The sequence below is a fragment of the Caballeronia sp. AZ1_KS37 genome (genome assembly GCF_023631165.1).
GTDB lineage: Bacteria > Pseudomonadota > Gammaproteobacteria > Burkholderiales > Burkholderiaceae > Caballeronia > Caballeronia zhejiangensis.
This window is the reverse complement of record NZ_JALQDP010000005.1, coordinates 66,531-84,710: the sequence shown is the minus strand read 5'-3', so window position 1 is coordinate 84,710 and position 18,180 is coordinate 66,531. Positions and strand designations below refer to the sequence as shown.

18 protein-coding genes and 1 tRNA gene are annotated in these 18,180 nt (G+C 64.4%); 4 read left to right on the top strand and 15 right to left on the bottom strand.

Annotated features, from left to right (window positions below; translation table 11 throughout):
* Positions 1 to 14: 14 nt before the first annotated feature.
* The 12 genes from astE to NCS00_RS05655 all read right to left on the bottom strand — a co-directional run bounded on the left by astE (position 15) and on the right by NCS00_RS05655 (position 12,920).
* The gene (astE, locus tag NCS00_RS05710; protein ID WP_175979944.1) at positions 15 to 1,031 is read right to left on the bottom strand and encodes a succinylglutamate desuccinylase; all 1,017 of its coding nucleotides are present in this window, start codon (positions 1,029 to 1,031) and stop codon (positions 15 to 17) included.
* Positions 1,015 to 2,355 carry an N-succinylarginine dihydrolase gene (gene astB / locus NCS00_RS05705; protein ID WP_008350361.1) on the bottom strand — a complete coding sequence of 447 codons (1,341 nt, stop codon included), beginning with the start codon at positions 2,353 to 2,355 and terminating at the stop codon, positions 1,015 to 1,017. Before astB ends, astE begins: the two co-directional genes overlap by 17 nt.
* Positions 2,356 to 2,370: 15 nt before the next feature.
* Positions 2,371 to 3,843 carry a succinylglutamate-semialdehyde dehydrogenase gene (astD, locus tag NCS00_RS05700; protein WP_250439564.1) on the bottom strand — a complete coding sequence of 491 codons (1,473 nt, stop codon included), beginning with the start codon at positions 3,841 to 3,843 and terminating at the stop codon, positions 2,371 to 2,373.
* Positions 3,844 to 3,855: 12 nt separating this feature from the next.
* On the bottom strand, positions 3,856 to 4,887 hold the full coding sequence (astA, locus tag NCS00_RS05695; protein ID WP_008350363.1) for an arginine N-succinyltransferase: 1,032 nt from the start codon (positions 4,885 to 4,887) through the stop codon (positions 3,856 to 3,858).
* Positions 4,884 to 5,930 (bottom strand): arginine/ornithine succinyltransferase subunit alpha, encoded by a 1,047-nt coding sequence (aruF, locus tag NCS00_RS05690; protein WP_033537219.1) that lies wholly within the window; start codon positions 5,928 to 5,930, stop codon positions 4,884 to 4,886. The genes astA and aruF overlap by 4 nt, the downstream gene beginning before the upstream one ends.
* A 16-nt stretch (positions 5,931 to 5,946) precedes the next feature.
* On the bottom strand, positions 5,947 to 7,173 hold the full coding sequence (locus NCS00_RS05685; protein ID WP_250434487.1) for an aspartate aminotransferase family protein: 1,227 nt from the start codon (positions 7,171 to 7,173) through the stop codon (positions 5,947 to 5,949).
* Between the two features lie 110 nt (positions 7,174 to 7,283).
* Positions 7,284 to 8,255: a GlxA family transcriptional regulator gene (locus tag NCS00_RS05680; RefSeq protein WP_250439618.1), complete on the bottom strand. Its 972-nt coding sequence runs from the start codon at positions 8,253 to 8,255 to the stop codon at positions 7,284 to 7,286.
* A 43-nt stretch (positions 8,256 to 8,298) separates the two neighbouring features.
* Complete coding sequence (locus tag NCS00_RS05675; RefSeq protein ID WP_051996525.1) at positions 8,299 to 9,126, bottom strand: ABC transporter ATP-binding protein; 828 nt, start codon at positions 9,124 to 9,126, stop codon at positions 8,299 to 8,301.
* 21 nt (positions 9,127 to 9,147) lie between these two features.
* Positions 9,148 to 9,879: an ABC transporter permease gene (locus NCS00_RS05670; protein ID WP_008350370.1), complete on the bottom strand. Its 732-nt coding sequence runs from the start codon at positions 9,877 to 9,879 to the stop codon at positions 9,148 to 9,150.
* 23 nt (positions 9,880 to 9,902) lie between these two features.
* Positions 9,903 to 10,592 carry an ABC transporter permease gene (locus NCS00_RS05665; RefSeq protein ID WP_250439562.1) on the bottom strand — a complete coding sequence of 230 codons (690 nt, stop codon included), beginning with the start codon at positions 10,590 to 10,592 and terminating at the stop codon, positions 9,903 to 9,905.
* Positions 10,593 to 10,873: 281 nt separating this feature from the next.
* The gene (locus tag NCS00_RS05660) at positions 10,874 to 11,272 is read right to left on the bottom strand and encodes a hypothetical protein (protein ID WP_250434589.1); all 399 of its coding nucleotides are present in this window, start codon (positions 11,270 to 11,272) and stop codon (positions 10,874 to 10,876) included.
* A 61-nt stretch (positions 11,273 to 11,333) separates the two neighbouring features.
* On the bottom strand, positions 11,334 to 12,920 hold the full coding sequence (locus NCS00_RS05655) for an EAL domain-containing protein (RefSeq protein WP_008350376.1): 1,587 nt from the start codon (positions 12,918 to 12,920) through the stop codon (positions 11,334 to 11,336).
* 270 nt (positions 12,921 to 13,190) lie between these two features.
* Between NCS00_RS05655 and NCS00_RS05650 the strand changes: the two genes are divergently transcribed.
* The 4 genes from NCS00_RS05650 to rpsU all read left to right on the top strand — a co-directional run bounded on the left by NCS00_RS05650 (position 13,191) and on the right by rpsU (position 15,090).
* Positions 13,191 to 13,730 carry a GNAT family N-acetyltransferase gene (locus NCS00_RS05650; RefSeq protein ID WP_034472093.1) on the top strand — a complete coding sequence of 180 codons (540 nt, stop codon included), beginning with the start codon at positions 13,191 to 13,193 and terminating at the stop codon, positions 13,728 to 13,730.
* Between the two features lie 54 nt (positions 13,731 to 13,784).
* Complete coding sequence (locus tag NCS00_RS05645) at positions 13,785 to 14,378, top strand: IMPACT family protein (protein ID WP_008350379.1); 594 nt, start codon at positions 13,785 to 13,787, stop codon at positions 14,376 to 14,378.
* A 26-nt stretch (positions 14,379 to 14,404) separates the two neighbouring features.
* The gene (locus NCS00_RS05640) at positions 14,405 to 14,713 is read left to right on the top strand and encodes a 2Fe-2S iron-sulfur cluster-binding protein (RefSeq protein WP_033537218.1); all 309 of its coding nucleotides are present in this window, start codon (positions 14,405 to 14,407) and stop codon (positions 14,711 to 14,713) included.
* 164 nt (positions 14,714 to 14,877) lie between these two features.
* Entirely contained in the window at positions 14,878 to 15,090 is a 213-nt protein-coding gene (rpsU, locus tag NCS00_RS05635; protein WP_006999077.1) for a 30S ribosomal protein S21, read from the top strand.
* Positions 15,091 to 15,419: 329 nt separating this feature from the next.
* Here the strand turns inward: rpsU and NCS00_RS05630 are convergent.
* The 3 genes from NCS00_RS05630 to NCS00_RS05620 form a co-directional block, all read right to left on the bottom strand.
* Positions 15,420 to 15,496: transfer RNA gene (locus NCS00_RS05630), tRNA-Met, on the bottom strand.
* A 39-nt stretch (positions 15,497 to 15,535) separates the two neighbouring features.
* Positions 15,536 to 17,080, bottom strand: a complete 1,545-nt coding sequence (locus NCS00_RS05625) for a peptide MFS transporter (RefSeq protein WP_008350387.1) — start codon at positions 17,078 to 17,080, stop codon at positions 15,536 to 15,538.
* A gap of 421 nt (positions 17,081 to 17,501) precedes the next feature.
* Positions 17,502 to 18,134 carry a LysE family translocator gene (locus tag NCS00_RS05620; RefSeq protein ID WP_008350388.1) on the bottom strand — a complete coding sequence of 211 codons (633 nt, stop codon included), beginning with the start codon at positions 18,132 to 18,134 and terminating at the stop codon, positions 17,502 to 17,504.
* Between the last annotated feature and the right edge of the window lie 46 nt (positions 18,135 to 18,180).

Below are 18,180 nucleotides of genomic sequence, written 5' to 3'. Positions count from 1 at the left end.
TGAACCGTTGCCGGTCAATCGAGAGAGGCGAGCGTCGAATCGGTCGTATCGACGACCATCAAGCCGGCGCGCAGGCCCGGCTTGACCTTCGGATTCGGAAACACGATGCGCTCTTCGTCGTGCGACACGCGATAACGATAATCGCCGTCGCGCGCGAGCTCGGTGCCGGCGGCGAACGCGGTGAAGTTGGGCACGTCGCTCGCCACGTTCAGCACGAATTGCTCGCTCTGCTTGTCGATTTGCGCGACGACCGTGAACACGCGCAGCGGCGCGCTTTCCTTCGCCGCCTCGCCCGCAATCAGGCGACGCAACGCCGCATCCGATGCGGCAAAACGCGCGAGATCGTTCTGACCGAACGGGCGCACCTTGCCGAGTTCGAGCGTGCAGGCGAGCGCGCCCGCGTGCTGCGCCGTGAAGTGCGTGAACGTGTTGCCCTTCTCGCGATGCAGGAGCACCGCCTGCAGACGCGCATCGCGCAGCCAGTCGAACATCGCGCGGGCGAGCGGCGCGCCGGTGTGCGGCAGTAACGCGAACTGCTCGAACACCGACGCGCGAATCGCCGTATGCATGTCGATGTGCCATTTCCGATGCGTGACGCCATCGAAGAATTTCAGCGCGGCGTCTTCCAGTTCAGCGGCGCGCGGTGCTTCGCGGCTGTCGCGCAAATCCGCATGACGGCCGCTGAACAGGCGATTCAGGTCGTCGTCGAGATAGCGGTCGGCGGCACGCATCGCGTCGATGTTGCCGAGGATCACGAGCATGCGCGCGACGAGCGGCGCGCGGCCGTTCGCGATATCCGCGACAAGCGAGCACAGCATTTCGATCGGCGCGGTTTCGTCGCCGTGAATGCCCGCCGACGCGAGCACGCTATGCGTCGGTTCTGTCGCGGGTTCCAGCAGCAACACGCCCTCGCCCTGCCAGGTCCAGCGCACGCCCGAAGGCGCGACGCCCTGTGCGACGGAAGGGCGCCCGCCGTTGAGCGTGAAGGCGAGGAAGTCTTCGAGCAAGGACGAATCAGCGCTGAAAGTCATAGACGGCACCGAGTCCGAGGATGGTCGTCAGTTCGTCGAGCGCGCCGCGCGATTCGGCGAGCAGTTTCGGATCGGCGAGATCGGCGGGCGCGAGGCGATCGCGGTAATGCCTGTCGATCCACGCGTCGAGTTGCGTGAAAAGCGCGTCGTTCATCCACACGCGCGGGTTCACCGCGGCGCGCTCGGCGTCGTTCAGCACGACGCGCAGACGCAAACAAGCCGGCCCGCCGCCGTTCTTCATGCTTTCGCGCAGATCGAAGACGAGCACTTCGTCGATCGGCGTCTTGCGGCCGCCGAGGGAATCGAGATACGCCGCCACGCGCGCGTTCTCGCGGCATTCCTGCGGCACGACGAGCACTTGCCTGCCGTCCTCGCGCGACAACAACTGGCTATTGAAGAGATACGACGAAACCGCATCCTCGACGCTCACTTCGCTGTCCGGCACTTCGAGCGCGTGAAACGGCGTGCCTTGCGCGCCGAGCTTCTCGCGTAGCTCGTCGTAGACCTTGTGCTGATCGACGAACGCGCGCTCATGGCAAAAGAGCGTCGTGCGATTGCCGACCGCGATGACGTCGTTGTGGAACACGCCCGCATCGATCACATCGGGCGATTGCTGCGCGAACACGGTCGCATCGGCGGATAAACCGTGCAGGCGCGCGACCGCGCGGCTCGCTTCGAGCGTCTGACGCGCGGGATAGCGCTGCGGCTGCGAACCCTGGCCGTACTCGCTGCGCCCGTACACGAAGAACTCGACGCCCTTCTCGCCGTACTCGCGCGCAAAACGCGTATGGTTCGCCGCGCCTTCGTCGCCGAGCGCGGGCGTGCCGGGCAGCGCGTGATGAATGCGAAAGCGCGCTTCGTCGGCGAAGATCGCGCCAAGCGAGCGGCGCGTTTCGCCATGCTCGATCGCGCGATGCAGCTTGGCCGCGAGATTCGCCGGCGTGAAGTGGACGCGCCCGTCTTCCGTATCCGCGGACGGACTCACGGTCGCCGCATTCGCGGTCCACATCGCCGATGCGGAGCTCGCCGCCGCCAGCAGTTCCGGCGCTTCACGCGCGGCGCGGGCGATCACGCTGGCGTCGTCGCCGGAAAAGCCGACGGCGCGCAACAGCCTGATCGACGGGCGTTCGAGCGGCGGCAACACGCCCTGCCGAAAGCCGAGATCGGCGAGCCGCTTCATCTTGCGCAAGCCCTGCTTCGCGGCGGCCTTCGGATTGGCCACCGACTTCTCGTTGTTGCGCGACGCGACGTTGCCGAACGAGAGTCCCGCGTAGTTGTGCGTCGGGCCGACGAGCCCGTCGAAGTTCGCTTCGGTTGCAAGCATGTTCATTTCCGCCGCTTAGAACGTAAGTCCCGGCGATACGCTCGCCGGCATCTGCAATTGCGCGCTTTCCACCGAGGCCATCGGATACGAGCAATAGTCCGCCGCGTAGTACGCGCTCGGCCGCTGATTGCCCGAACGTCCGATGCCGCCGAACGGCGCCGCCGACGATGCGCCGTTGGTCGGCCGGTTCCAGTTGACGATGCCCGCGCGGATCGTGCGCTGGAAATGCTTCCACGCGGATTCGTCGTCGGCGAGCAGGCCCGCGGACAAGCCGTAAGCGGTGTCGTTCGCGCGCTCGATGGCTTCGTCGAACGTCTTGTAGCGCGTCACCTGCACCATCGGGCCGAAGTGCTCTTCGTCGGGGACGTCGCGCGCGTTCGTCACGTCCAGGATCGCGGGCGAGACAAAGCCGAGATGCGCCGCGCGCTGCTTCATTTCGAGCGCGGGCTTCGCGCCGGCTTCGATCAGACGCGTCTGCGCATCGACGAGACGCGCCGCCGCGCGCGCCGAGATCACGGCGCCCATGTACGGCTGCGGCTCATCGTCGTATTTCCCGACGCGAATGTTCGCGCTCACTTCGATGAAGCGCTGCATGAAGCGCTCGCCGACGGCATCGTCGGGGACGAAGAGACGGCGCGCGCAGGTGCAGCGCTGGCCCGCCGACAGAAACGCCGATTGAATCGCGTGATGCACGGCGGCATCGACATCCTCGACGTTCGCGACGACGAGCGGATTGTTGCCGCCCATCTCCAGTGCGAGCACGATTTCGGGACGTCCGCCGAACTGCTTGTGCAAGAGCGTGCCGGTATCCGAGCTGCCGGTGAAGAAAAGCCCGTCGATCTGCCGATGATTCGCAAGCGCGACGCCCGTGTCCTTTTCGCCTTGCACGAGATTGAGCACGCCTTCGGGCAAGCCAGCCTGAATCCACAGCGCGACGGTTGCGGCCGCGACGCCGGGCGCGAGTTCGGACGGCTTGAACACGACCGTATTGCCCGCGATGAGCGCCGGCACGATATGTCCGTTCGGCAGATGCCCCGGAAAGTTGTACGGCCCGAACACGGCGACGACGCCATGCGGACGATGCCGCAGCACCGCGACGCCATCGGCCATCGGCGCGCGCTTTTCGCCGGTGCGCTCGTGATACGCCTGCACGGAGATATCGACCTTCGCGGCCATCGACGCCACTTCCGTGCGCGCTTCCCACAGCGGCTTGCCGGTTTCGCGGCCGATCGCGTTTGCGAGCGCTTCCTTGTTCTCGTTGAGCAAGGCGGCGAAGCGTTTGGCGACCGCGACGCGCTCGTCGAACGACAGCGCCGACCACGACGCGAACGCGCGCCGCGCCGACGACACCGCGCGATCCACGTCTTGCGCGGATGCGCTCTTGCCCTGCCACACGGTTTGATCGGTGCCGGGATTGCGCGATGCAAACGCCGCGCCCTTGCCGTCCTGCCACTCACCGCCGATATACAACTGGTTCGAAATATCCATGTCGTGTCTCATTTACTTGGCGCGCGGATGAGAAGTCAGCACGCGCACCTGATCGCCTTCCTTCACGCGCAACGCCGCGGCTTCTTCCGCCGTCAGCAGGAACGCGCCGTCCTCGACCGCGCCCGTCGTCGCGCCGCAGCGGAAATCTTCGAGCAAGGTGTTCGATACGAGGCTTCTGGCATCGCTGCCCGTGTCGCTTCGATCGCCGATACGCACGCGCGCGATCACGCTCTCGCGCACCGTGCGCAAGTCCGCGATGTGGCATTCGAGCACCGGACCGGCATCGAAGATATCGACGTGATTCTCGTAACGCAGCCCTTCCGCCTCGAGCATCTTGCGTGCGGGCGCGGTGTCCCTGTGCGTGACGCCGACTGCCTGTTGCGCGGTCTCCGGCAGCAAGTCCAGATACACCGGATAGCGCGGCATCAGTTCGGCGACGAACGACTTCTTGCCGTGCGAGCTCAGATAATCCGCTTCGTTGAAATCGATCTGATAGAAATGCGAGCCGACCGCGTTCCAGAACGGCGACTCGCCGTTTTCGTCGAAGTGGCCGCGCAATTCCGCGCACAAACGCTGCGGAAAGCGATCCGCGAACTGCGCGATGAACATGAAGCGCGAGCGCGACAACAGGCCGCCCACGCCCGCCGTGCGATAGCGCGGGCTGAGAAAGAGCGAACAGACTTCCGCATAACCCGTCAGATCGTGCGAGATATTGAGCAGCGACATGCGTGTCCACACGCGCATGTCCTGGCTCGCGTGCACGACCGTCGATACGCGATAGTTGTAGAACGGCTGCTCCAGCCCGACTTCCGTTTCGATGCCGCACACGCCCGCGACATCGCCGGTCGCGGTGTCTTCCATCACGAAGAAATAGCCTGCTTCGAAGGCTTGCGCTTCACCGGTCAGCGTGCGGCGCGCGCGTTCGACGCGTGCCGCGAGCGCGCCGCGATCCGGCTTGAACGTGGTGAGGCCCGGGCCCGTTTCCTGGGCGAGCGCGACGAGCGCGTCGACATCGCCCGGCTGCGTGCATCGCACGACGATCATTGCAATTCTCCCGATGCCTGATGCAACGGCACGCAACGCACCGTGTCCTTGTCTTCGACGCCGAGCGCATCGCGCGCCTGTGCGGTCAATTCGGCGCCGTCCGCGCGCGTGCCCGCGAGTCCCGCGACGATGCAACGGAACGCATGCGCGCCGCCCGCCGCGACGAGATACGGCGCGCCGCTTTCGACGGCGGCATCGCGCACGGCGCGCAATTCGCCCGAACTCGCCGACGCGCTTTTGTCGACGGCGATCGTCAGCACCGGACCGGCATCGAAAATATCGACGTAACGATCCGGCTCGAAGCCTTCCTCGAGATGAATGTCGTAGGCGAGCAGCGTGCTTTCGTTCGGCTCGCCGAGCACGCGCTGCGCATCGCCGGGCAGCAGCGGCACATAGAGCGGATAGCTCGGCATCACTTCCGCGATGAACGTGCGGCTGCGTCCGCCCGATTCCGATTCGACCTGTTCGAAGTCGCGGCCGAAGAACTTGCGTCCGACCGCGTCCCAGAACGGCGACGCGCCTGATTCGTCGGTCACGCCCAGCATCAGCGAGAAGACTTCGCTGGAGAAGCGCTTGCGGTTCGCCGCGATGTAGATCATGCGTGCGCGCGACAAGAGATGCGCGGCCGCTTCGTTCGCTTCGTCGCGCAACGACGGATCGATATAAAAGCCCGTCAGACGGCTCTTGCCCGTCAGTTCGTGCGACATCGTGAGCGCGTGGATTTTTCGGTTCACCTTGAGTTCGCGCGAGGCGTGAATCAGCGCATCGTTGCGAAACGCGTAGAACGGCTCGGAATACCCCGCCGACGCGACGATGCTCGACGTGCCGAGCAACTTGCCTGTCTGCGAGTCTTCGAGCACGAAGAGATAGAACTCCTCGCCGGGAAATTCCACTTCGGCGCGAAACGAGTCTTCCGAGAGCGCGACGCGCGTTTCGAGCGCGCGCCGGTCGCGCGGCAACGAGTGCAGCACGGGCAGCGCGGCGCGCGCCATGCGTTCGAGCTCGTCGAGATCGGAGAGTCTTGCGGGGCGGACGAAGAGCATCATCGCATTCCGTTGGTCACTTGACCGCAACCGTGCCGACGACCTGCTCGATCGCCTTTTCGATGCGCGCGAAGCCTTCGTCGAGATCGGCCATCGGCATGATGAGCGACGGCGCGAAGCGCAGCACGTTCGGCCCCGCGATCAGCATGATGACACCGTTCGCGGCCGCCGCGTTGAGCACGTCCTTTGCGCGGTCTTTGTAGCTGTCGTTCAGTTCCGCGCCGATCAGCAGGCCGCGTCCGCGTATCTCGCTGAACATGCCGAAGCGCTCGTTGATGCGCGCCAGATGCGCCTTGATCGCTTTGCTGCGTTCGGCGACACCTTCGAGCAGCTTCGGATCGCTGATGAGTTCGACGACTTTCTCCGCGATCGACGCGCCGAGCGGATTGCCGCCGTAAGTCGTGCCGTGCACGCCGACCTTGAAGTGCGCGGCGATGTCGTTCGTGGTCAGCATCACGCCGATCGGAAAGCCGTTGCCCAGCGCCTTCGCGCTCGTCAGGATGTCCGGCGTCACGCCGTACTGCATGTACGCGTAAAACGTGCCGGTGCGGCCGACGCCGGTCTGCACTTCATCGAAAATCAGCAGCGCGCCGTGCTTGTCGCAGGCTTCGCGCAAGCCCTTCAAAAACGCGGGATCGGCGGGCAGCACGCCGCCTTCGCCTTGCACCGGCTCGACGATGACCGCGCACGTCTTCGGCCCGATGGCTTCCAGCGCCTTCGGCAAATCGTTGTACGGCAGATGACGGATGCCCGCCGGCTGCGGACCGAAGCCTTCCGCATACTTCGGCTGTCCGCCGACGCTCACCGTGAAGAACGTGCGCCCGTGGAACGACTGCGTGAACGAGATGATTTCGATCTTGTCGTCGCCGTGATTGTCGATTGCGTAACGGCGCGCGAGCTTCAGCGCCGCTTCGTTGGCTTCCGCCCCCGAATTCGCGAAGAACGCGCGGTCGGCGAAGGTGAGATCGGTCAGGCGTTTCGCGAGGCGCAACACCGGCGCGTTCGTGTAACCGTTGCCGATGTGCCAGAGCTTCTCGCCCTGCTCGTGCAGCACTTTCAGCAGTTCCGGATGACCGTGGCCCAGCGCCGTCACCGCGATACCGCCGGCGAAATCGACATAATCGCGGCCTTCGGTGTCCCAGACGCGCGAGCCGCGGCCCCGGTCGGGCACGAAATTGGCCGGCGCGAACACCGGAACCATTACTTCGTCGAACGTACCGCGATTCACATTGATGTCGGTCATGAGCCACTCCTCGGTTTGAGCATTACGTCGATATTAGGCAATCGCCCGCGTTCCGTCTTGCGCGTTCGCGACATGCTTCGATGAGCTTTTCCGCAGATACCGTGCAGCTTCTATGCCGCGCCGGGCGGCTCGATCAGCGCGCCGCCGCGCGGTTCGTCGATCGCGCCGCCGCGCTGCTTTTCGATCCAGTTACGGCGCTCCTCGCGCGGCGTCACGCCGAAACGGTCGCGATACGCATTGGAAAAATGCGCCGCCGATGAAAACCCGCACGCGAGACTGATCTGCACCACCGATTTGCTCGTGCGCTGCAGTTGCGTGCGCGCCTTCGTGAGACGCAGATTGAGGTAATACTTCGACGGCATCGCGCCGAGATACTGACGAAAGAGCCGCTCCAGCTGCCGGCGCGAAATGCCGACGAGATTCGCGATTTCATCGGTGGCGAGCGGCTCTTCGATATTCGCTTCCATCAGTTGAAGCGCGTCGTTCAGGCGCGGATGCCGCTCGCCCGGCGCCGTGACGAACGGAATGCGCTGACGCTCCGTGCCCGCGCGCAAGGTGCCGATGCCGAGCGAATCCGCGATGCGTTCGGCGAGGTCCGGGCCGTGATCGCGCGCGATCATCGCGAGCATGAAATCGATGGCCGCTTGCCCGCCGGAACAAGTAGCGCGATCGCGGTCGATTTCGAAAATCTGCTGGCTGACGATCGCGCGCTCGAACTGCTCGGTGAACTGCTGATACGTTTCCCAGTTCACCGCGACGCGATATTGCGAAAGCTGCCCGGCCATCGCGAGCCACCATACGCCGTGATGAATGCCGGAAACGAGCGGCGTGCGCGGCGCGACGCGCGCGAGGCTCGCGAGAAAGAGCCGGTAATCGGCGAACTGCTGATAGCGCTCCGACACGACGATGAGCCAGTCGCAACGCACGGCGTCGTTGAACGCGCAATCGGCGGGAAGCTGTGCGCCGCCCGAAAGCGGCACCGGACGGCCGTCCCACGAACAGATGCGCCATTCGTAGAGACGATGCCCGTCGATTTCATTGGCGAGCGAAAGACTGTCGATGATCGGCCCAATGCCGCTCATCGACACCGGCGGCAGCGCGACGATCGCAACTTGCAGCGTCACGTTACTTGAGGCTGCCCGACAGGAACTGGCGCAGACGCTCGCTCTTCGGCGCGCTCAGCACTTCGGACGGCGCGCCCTCTTCTTCCGTGCGTCCCTGATGCAGGAACATGACGTGATTCGACACGTTGCGCGCGAAGCCCATTTCATGCGTGACGACGATCATCGTGCGGCCTTCTTCGGCGAGACGCTGCATCACCTTCAGCACTTCGCCGACGAGCTCGGGATCGAGCGCGGACGTGGGTTCGTCGAAGAGCATGACATCCGGATGCATCGCGAGCGCGCGCGCAATCGCGACGCGCTGCTGCTGACCGCCCGACAGATGCGACGGATACTGCTTCTCGACGCGCGGCGGCAGGCCCACTTTCTCGAGATACTCGCGCGCACGATCCTCGGCTTCCTTCTTCGATATGCCGAGCACATGCAGCGGCGCTTCCATCACGTTCTCGATGGCCGTCATGTGCGACCACAGGTTGAAGTGCTGGAAGACCATCGCGAGCTTCGTGCGTACGCGCTGCAACTGCTTGTGATCCGCGACTTCGAGATTGCCGGATTTATCGGTCTTGGTGCGAACGGCTTCGCCATCGACGATGATCTGCCCCGCGTTCGGCCGCTCCAGGAAGTTGATGCAGCGCAGAAACGTGCTCTTGCCCGAGCCGCTCGCGCCGATGATGCTGATCACATCGCCCGCTTTGGCCGCGAGCGAGACGCCCTTCAGCACTTCGTTGTCGCCGTAGCGCTTGTGAATGTCCTCGGCGACGAGCTTGGTCGCGACGTCTTTGGCGGTTGGCTGCAACGCTTTCTCCTCGGGTGATGACAGGGTATGACGCATGGCTTCGAATTTTACCGCTCGTTAATGACGCACAGCGCGCACCGCGCCCGCCGGCCGCAGATACGCGAGCCAGCGCCGCTCGGCGCGCCGGAATGCCGCGACCAGCGCGAACGAGATCGCGACATACAGCAGCGCCGCGATGCCGAACGATTCGAACGACTGATAGGTCGCCGAATTCGCATCGCGCGCGACCTTCAGGATGTCCGGCACCGTCGCGGTGAAGGCGACGGTCGTCGCGTGCAGCATCAGGATCACTTCGTTGCTGTACAAAGGCAAGGCGCGCCGCAGCGCGGACGGCAGGATGATGCGGCGATACATCGTGAAGGTGCTCATGCCGTAAGCGCGCGCCGCTTCCACTTCGCCGTGCGCGATGCCGCGAATCGCGCCGGCGAAGATTTCGGTGGTATAGGCGCAGGTGTTGAGCGCGAACGCGAGGATCGCGCAATTGAAGCCGCTTTTGAAAAACGCTTCGAGCAAGGACTGCGTACGCACGAATTCCAGGCTGTACATGCCGGTGTAGAGCAGCAGCAGTTGCACGTAAAGCGGCGTGCCGCGAAACACGTACGTGTAGAGGCGCACGGGCGTCGAAAGCCAGCGGTTGCGCGATACGCGCGCGCAGGCGAGCGGCACCGCCGCGCAGAAGCCGAGTGCGATCGACGCCGCGAGCAGCCACAACGTGACGACGAGGCCCGACGCGCGCATGCCGTCGGAATACAGGAACGGACGCCACCATTCGGCGAAGATCTGGATCATGGCTTTTTGCTCGCTGGCAGGAGTCAGAGTTCGGCGTGCCGCACGCCGATCGAATAGCGGCGCTCGAGCGCCATCAACACGAGGTTCGATGCGCTCGTGATCGCGAGATAGATCAGCGCCGCGATGAGGATGAAGAAGAACATGTTGAACGTGCTCTTGCCCGCGTCCTGCGCCGCCTTGACGACATCCGCGAGACCGATGATCGACACGAGCGCCGTCGCCTTCACGAGCACCTGCCAGTTGTTGCCGATGCCCGGCAGCGCGAAACGCATCATCTGCGGAAAGAGAATGCGGCCGAACACGCGCATGCCGCTCATGCCGTACGCACTGCCCGCTTCGAGTTGCCCGCGCGGCACCGCCAGAAACGCGCCGCGAAACGTCTCGGTGAAATACGCGCCGTAGATGAAGCCGAGCGTGAGCACGCCGGCCGTGAACGGATCGATGTCGAACTGACTCCAGCCGAAGGCGTCGGTGACATTGTTGATCGCGATCTGAATGCTGTAGAAGAGCAGCAGCATCAACACGAGGTCGGGAACCGAGCGGATGAGCGTCGTGTATGCGGTCGCGACGGCGCGCAAAGGCGCGTGACGCGAAAGTTTCGCGGATTCGCCGGCCAAGCCGAGCAGCACCGATACCGCGAGAGACAGCACCGCGAGCGCGAAAGTCTCTTTGGCGCCCGCCCAGAGGAGCGGGCCGAAGCCGTACAGGATCAAGAGTCGCCTCCATCGTCTTCGTTGAAAGAAGCGGAGCGCGACTACGAGCGCTCCGGCGATTGGCGGCGATACTCGCAAGCGAAAATTAATCGCTCAATTGTGATGAAACGTCTTTGCTGCGATGCAGCACGACGACGCGGTGAGCCGTCACGCGGCCACGGGCCCGCCGCGCAACGCTGTTCGCACGCGACAGACAGAAAAACCCCGATGCGCGCGGAATCCGGAAATTGCGGTTTTCAGGTCGCATTTTCGATAGACCGCTCGCCCGTCGATCACGCCATTTACGCGCGCGCGACGTCCCGCACGCGTTGCGCGACCTGCCCGTTCGCCACGGCGATCTCCGGGCTGTCCTGCAGCAAAGGCAGGAATTGCTCGGCAAATGCCGGGTCGCGCGTGCCGGCGCTGAACATGTCGATGACGGCTTGCGCGTGCGCGATGCGCGCGTCGGCGGTGGCTTCCTCGTCGTCGAGGACGTCGTCGATGGCGGCGATGAGCGTCGAGAACGGCGTAAGCCAGCGATACGCCGATCCGTTGATCACGATCTGCAGGAATTCGCCCGGCGACGTCGGCCCGAACTCGGCCTCGTGGCGCGCGCGCAAATGCGCAAGCACGCTGCGATGAAGCACGAGCAGCGGATGCCGCACGTCGCGCAGGAAAGCGGTGGCGGTCGGGTCGTTCATCGGAGTGGTCATGATCGGGCCTCGTCAGGAAACATCGTAGATAAGGACGAATCGAGGCCGATCAAGCGGCGCGCGTCTTGCCCGCGTAGCGGATGAATTCCGCGGCCGTGAGCGGCGCCGAAAACAGCCAGCCCTGCCCGAACCGCGCGCCGCGCGCGAGCAGATACGCAGCCTGTTCCTCACGCTCGATGCCTTCGGCGATCACCTGCACGTCGAGCGTCGCGGCCATGTCGATGATGTGCGACGCGACGCTGCTCGACGCCGCGTCCTGCCCGACGGTATCGACGAACGACTTGTCGATCTTCAGGCCGTCGATGCGAAAGTTTTGCAAGTGCGAGAGGCTCGAATAACCGGTGCCGAAATCGTCGAGATAGACGGCATGGCCCGCTTCGCGAAACGCGCCGATGACTTCCTTGGCGGCATCGGCGTCGAGAAAGCTGCGCTCGGTGGCCTCGATGTGAATCTGCTCCGGCCGCACGCCCTGCTGCGCGATCGCGGGGCCGAGCACGTCGAGAAAGCGATGCGTGGTGAGATCCGGCGCGGACAGATTCACCGACACGTAGTACTCCGGGTAGCGCTTAAGAAAGTCGCCGAGTTCGAGCAGGATCGTGTCGAGCACCTGATCGGTGATCGCCTGGATCAGCCCCTGATGCTCCGCGAGCGGGATGAAATGATCGGGCCGCACGATGCGATCGTGATACTTCCAGCGCACGAGCGCCTCCGCGCCGACGCAGCGCCGCGTGGCGAGATCGACGATCGGCTGATACGCGACGATGAACTGATGCCGCCGCACCGCATCGCTCAACTGGCCGCGCGGCGAGAGCCGTCGCACGAAGAAGAACGCCGCCCAGCTCGCGAGCGCGAGCCCGACCACGACGCCGCCGAGCAGCCAGCCCCACGGCAGCGTGCGCAGGCGCTGGCGCAGCGTCTGATGCGGCGCGCTCACGACCACCGCGAGCGGCATCGACACGGAACGGCGCACGACGTACGGCGAGTCGTCGCGCACGGGCGGCTCGGTGCGATAGACGGCGAGGATCGCGTTGGCGTCGGTGGCGGGCGTGGTCGCGATCACGCGGCTCACTTCCGTGTTGATGACGGCGACGCCGCTCGCGACCTCGTCGTTCGCGTCGAGCGTGTCGACGTAAAGCGATGGATCGGCGGCGACGTAGAAGCCGTTGCGCCCCATCACGAGCGAAGACTTGCCGCCCGGCAGACGCGACAGCCCGTACCACGCCATCACGCCGTCGCGCGAGCGCCAGTCGGGCGGCGGCAGCGTGAGGCCGTCGAGCACGCCCGCCGACACCGCGCCCAGGAGCGACGAACATTGCCAGCGGCCGTCGCGATCGTAAGCGCCGGCGTCGCGCACCTGCTCGTGCGTGAGCGCGATGCGTCGCAACTCCTGCAGATACGGCGTCGAACACGGCACGGCCGCCACTTTGCCGATTTCCCCGAGCGCGCCCGACAGCCGCCGCGTGACATCTTCGGCGCGAAAGAGCGCGGCGGCCGCGACCGTGTTCAGGCGCGCGGTCTCGTCATGCCGCTGACTGCGCTGCGCGAACAAAAAGCCGATCCCCGCCGGCGCCAGCGCCGCGATTCCCACGATGACGATCAGAAGCGCCGCCAGCGCCCCACGTTGAATTTTGTTCATTGCGTCTTATGGACCGCGGCGCAAAGACTGTCGCGCGCGCGTTGTGTATTTCCTGCCCGACGTGGCCGGCGTGCGTTGCGCCGCGCCCGAGTCTCGGACAAACGACTTAGTGTAGGGGTCGCGCATCGCTCGATTCAACGTTTTCTTTGCCCGAAAACGCTGCCTTTTGGTGGTCTTCCGCACGGCCCGCGCAAGCTTTTTTTGCCGCCGATGCACCGTGCGAAAATGGCCAGACCAGAAACCGCGTTTTCCTTGCATCGAACGACAGACATGGCCTCCGACGTTTCCTCCCGACCGCTCGTGCGCGACGCCGCGCAAGGCGACTTCGACGCCATCGCGCGCATTTACTCGCACTACGTCGAAAACGCGCTCGCGACTTTCGAAGAGATCGCGCCGTCGGTCGACGACATGCGCGCGCGTCACGCGGCCATCGCGGCGGCGGGCTTGCCGTATCTCGTCGCGGAGCTGGACGGACGGCTGGCGGGCTATGCGTATGCGTCGGCATACCGGCCGCGCTCGGCTTACCGGCATACGATCGAAGATTCGGTCTACGTCGCCGATGGTTTCGGTCGCCGCGGCGTCGGCCTCGCGCTGCTCACGGCGCTCATCGAACGATGCGAGCGCGGACCGTGGCGGCAGATGATCGCGGTGATCGGCAACAGCGGCAACGCCGGCTCGATCGCGCTGCATGCGCGGCTCGGGTTCGAACATGTCGGCGTGCTGCGCGACGTCGGCTTCAAGCACCGGCGATGGGTCGATACAGTGCTCATGCAGCGCGCGCTGAAAGACGGCTCGGACGTTGCGGCATGACCGGCCGCGTCGAGCGGCTATGATTCGATATTTGCCTCCCGCGCGCTTTCCGCTTTGCCAACGTACACCCTCGCCGCTTCCGTCAGCGCTGAAATCGACATCCGCAAGAGCCGCTTCATCGCGCTCGCGATACCCGTCGCGGATCGCGACGAAGCCATGCGCGAGCTCGAGCGCCTGCGCGCCGAGCATCCGGGCGCGACGCATGTCTGCTGGGCGCTCCTCGCGGGCGGCCAGTCGGGCATGTCCGACGACGGCGAGCCTTCCGGCACCGCCGGACGGCCGATTCTCGAAGTGCTGCGGCATCACGAAGTCGATGGCGTGCTGGCCGCGGTCGTGCGCTATTACGGCGGCATCAAGCTCGGCGCGGGCGGCCTCGTGCGCGCCTACACAGATGCGATCGCAAGCGCGATGCAGTTGGCCGAGCGCGTCGAGCGCATCGAACGCGGGCTGATCGGCATCGACATCGACTATGCCGACGAAGCGCGCGTGCGCCGATGGATCGAGCAGCACGACGCCGAACTCGTGCAAAGCGAATATGGGATGACCGTGCGCCTCGTCGTGCGGATGGCCGCGATCGCGCGCGAGCCGGCCGCCGCCGAATTGCGCGATCTCACCAACGGCCGCGCGAACGTCGAGGTACAGGCGTGAATGACGACGAGCCGCGCGCCTTCGCGATGGTCATCGAGCCTGCCGGACACTTCGTCGCGGTGAAAGGCGGCGAGACGCTGCTCGAAGCCGCGCTGCGGGCGAATCTGTCGCTGCCGCGATCGTGCCGCAACGGCACCTGCCGTGCGTGCATCTGCCGGATCGTCGAAGGCGAGATCGCGTATCGCGTGGAATGGCCGGGACTCACCGCGGAGGAAAAAGCCGAACGCTGGATTCTGCCGTGCGTCGCGCTCGCCCTGTCCGACGTGACGATCGAGCAGCCGGACGCGCGCCGAGCCGAGCCCGATCGAAGGCCTCCTCGCTCGCGCGGATTCTGAGCGCGGGTATTCCGGGATTGTCGTCTCGATTCAACGACCTACGATGTGATTCCCGAGTCCGCATATGCATGCTTTCGTACAAAGTGCGTGCAGGGTCACGCTCAAAAAGTGTACAATTGCGTTTTGCCCTAAATTCTGGCAGGGCCAGATCAACCGAGATTTCAATGACTAAAGTACTGTTGAAAGAGAACGAGCCTTTCGACGTCGCCATGCGTCGTTTTCGCCGTACCGTCGAACGCACGGGCCTGATCCAAGAGCTCAAGTCGCGCATGGCTTATGAAAAGCCCACCACCGAGCGCAAGCGCAAGAAAGCTGCTGCTGTCGCTCGTCTGCGCAAGCAGATCCGTCGCGCGCAACTGCCGAAAAAGTTCTATTGATCGACGCAGGGCATCGCGCCCTCGTCTGCTTAGGCAAGATCGGCATCGCAACCTGAGATCGATCGGGTCGCGGTTTCACGCGCAGGTCGCGTGAAAGCTCGCGGATTCGCGCACTATCGTAGCGCCCCAATCGATTAAAGCTGGCAAGATCGCACAAAGCCTGCATGAGCACAAAGCTCATGCAGGCTTTTCGTGCATGGGAAGGAAATTTTCGGTCGGATGAGCGGTCGCGCTTTTTCGCTGCCGGACCTGCGCCATTGAGAACGAAGAAGAAACGAACGCACAAAAGCGAAGAGCCCGGCTGAACCGGGCTCTTCGCTTTTTGAAACTGGTTGCGGGGGTAGGATTTGAACCTACGACCTTCGGGTTATGAGCCCGACGAGCTGCCAGACTGCTCCACCCCGCGTCTGAAGAATTAAATTATAGACCGAAGCATTCCCCGAAGTCAAACGTTGTTTGTACTCAACGTTGCCGCCGGCGTCGCGCGTTCGTTCGCGGCGGCGTTGACGGCCTGCTCCACCGCCTGCTGATGCGCCCGCGACAGTCTGCCGAGCACCGGCAGGAGCGCCATCGCGACCGCCGCGCCGCCCGCGGCCAGCCAGCCGAGCCCGAAGAAGAGATGCGTATAAAGCGGCAGCGATTGCACCGGTTCGAGGTTGCCGGACGGCATGCGCGCAAAGTTCGCGACGACGCTGCCGAGATACTGCGACACGCCCGTCGCGACGAAATACGCGCCCATCATGAAGCCGCTCATGCGCGCCGGGACGTAGCGCGCGATCATCGCGAGACCGAGGCCCGACACCAGCAGTTCGCCGAGCGAATAGAGACCGTAACCCGCCACCATGAACCACGACGACACACGCCCATCCACCGCGTAACGCCCGCTCAAACCGAACACGAAGAATCCGATCGCCACGACGACGAAGCCGAGCGCGTACTTCAAGGCCACCGACATGCCGCGGCCGCGCTGTGCCTGTCGCGTGTAAAGGAACGCGAGAATCGGGCTCAGAAGCATGATCCAGATCGGGTTGAGCGCCTGAAACTGCGCCGCGCTCCACGTGAACAGCTCTGCGTTGCCGATCGAGAACGACGGATCGACGTTGCGCAGCGCGAACAGCGTGAGCGATGTCGACATCTGCTGGTAGAACACGAAGAAGAGAATGACCTGCAACGTGAGGATCAGCGCGGCGACGAGGCCCGCGCGCTCGCTGCGGTCGCACTTGATCAACATGTAGCCGAAGATCGCCAGAATGGCCACGCCCGCCGCGTAGACACACGCGACCGCCACGGTCTTGTGCTGCAGGATGAATACGGTCGATGCCGCCAGCGCGATGCTCCCCGCCGCCACCGCGAACGCGTGCTTCCAGCGAATCGGCTGGTCGTCCGGAGCGGAACCGATGTGCGCGAGCGTGCGGCGCATCACCGCGAAATTCAGCAGGCCAAGCACCATGCCGCCGCAGCACACGGCGAACGCCGCGTGCCAGCCCCAGTGATCCTTGATCCACGGCGTCGCGAGCATCGAAAACGTCGAGCCGATATTGACCGCCATGTAATAGATCGTGAACGCGCTGTCGATGCGCGCGTCATCGCCCTCGTAGATGCGGCGCACGAGATTCGCCGCGTTGGACTTGAAGAGCCCGTTGCCGACGACGATCACGCCGAGGGACGCATACATGAAGCCGAGCGTGTCGACCGGAAGCGCGAGCATCAGATAGCCGAGTGCCAGCACGAAAGCGCCCGCGGTCATGGTGCGGCGCGCGCCGAGTATCTTGTCGCCGATCCAGCCGCCGATCGACGGCGCCGAAAACACGAGCGCGGTGAACGCGCCCCAGGTGAGGTTGGCCTGCTCATCGGCGAAACCGATCTTGTCGACCATGAACAGCACGAGCAGCGCAGCCATGCCGTAATAGCCGAAGCGCTCCCACATTTCGATCAGAAAGACGGTCGTGAACGAGCGCGTCTGCGAGGCGCGGGACGAGTGAGTTAGCATCGGAAAAAATCCTTCAAACGGCGTGAGCGAATCGGCGCATTTCGAGATACCGATTGCACGTAATGACGAAACGAGCGAATAGTCCGCGAAATGATCAGATGAATAGCTGGGCGATTATCCGCGGCAAACACGCGATTATCGCAAATCGGAGACATTCGATTGCTATCGAATCCTGAATCAGCGGCGCACGCGCGGCGTTCGCTTTCCTCGACGCGCGAGGCAAGGAAGTATCGGGTAATCGGCAAAATGCGGGCGCGCGACGTTTCGTCGCCGCTTTCTCGCATGGCGGGTAAATCAAGCGAAACGCAAAGTTCTCGGATTCTGCGATTGGCGTAATTTGTCGCGAGAATTAATGCGCGGTTATCGACTATGACTCAATGTAATAATTCGCGCGATTAAATCGATCCCGAAAGTCGCTGAATCAGGTCGCGGGCCGCCGCACGAACGCGAGCATCACGCCGAAGCCGATCATCAGCGCCCCGCTCACGCGATTGAACCACGTGAAACCGCGCGCGCCGCGCGAAAGCGAGCCAAGGCGCGCGCCCAGCGCGGCGTAAATAAAGATCGCCACCAGTTCGAGCAGCAGGAACGTCGCGCCGAGAATGGCGAAGCTCGTCGCGTACGCGCTGCGATCGACGAATTGCGGGAAGAAGGCCGTGAATACGAGGATCGCCTTCGGATTGCCCGCCGCGACCCAGAATTCCTGTTTGATGAGCCGCGCGAGATTCATCGGACCGCGCGCCGCGCCCTCTTCCTTGACGACGAGCGACGGTCCGGAGCGGATCAGCTTCACGCCGATCCACACGAGGTACGCCGCGCCGGCGAACTTGATCGCCGTGAAGAGCGTCTGCGATGCGAGCAAGAGCGCGCCGAGCCCGAGCCCGGCGATGGCGATCATGATCGCGAAAGCGACGATCCGCCCGAACGACGCCAGCACCGACGCGCGAACGCCATCGCGCGCGCCGTTCGACAGCGACAGCACGTTGTTCGGCCCGAAGGCCATATTGATGGCGAAGCACGCGGGCAGGAACAGCGAGAAAGTCTGGAGCGACATGGGACACCTGCGGATCGGCGCAAAACAAACCGCAAAATTAGCACGC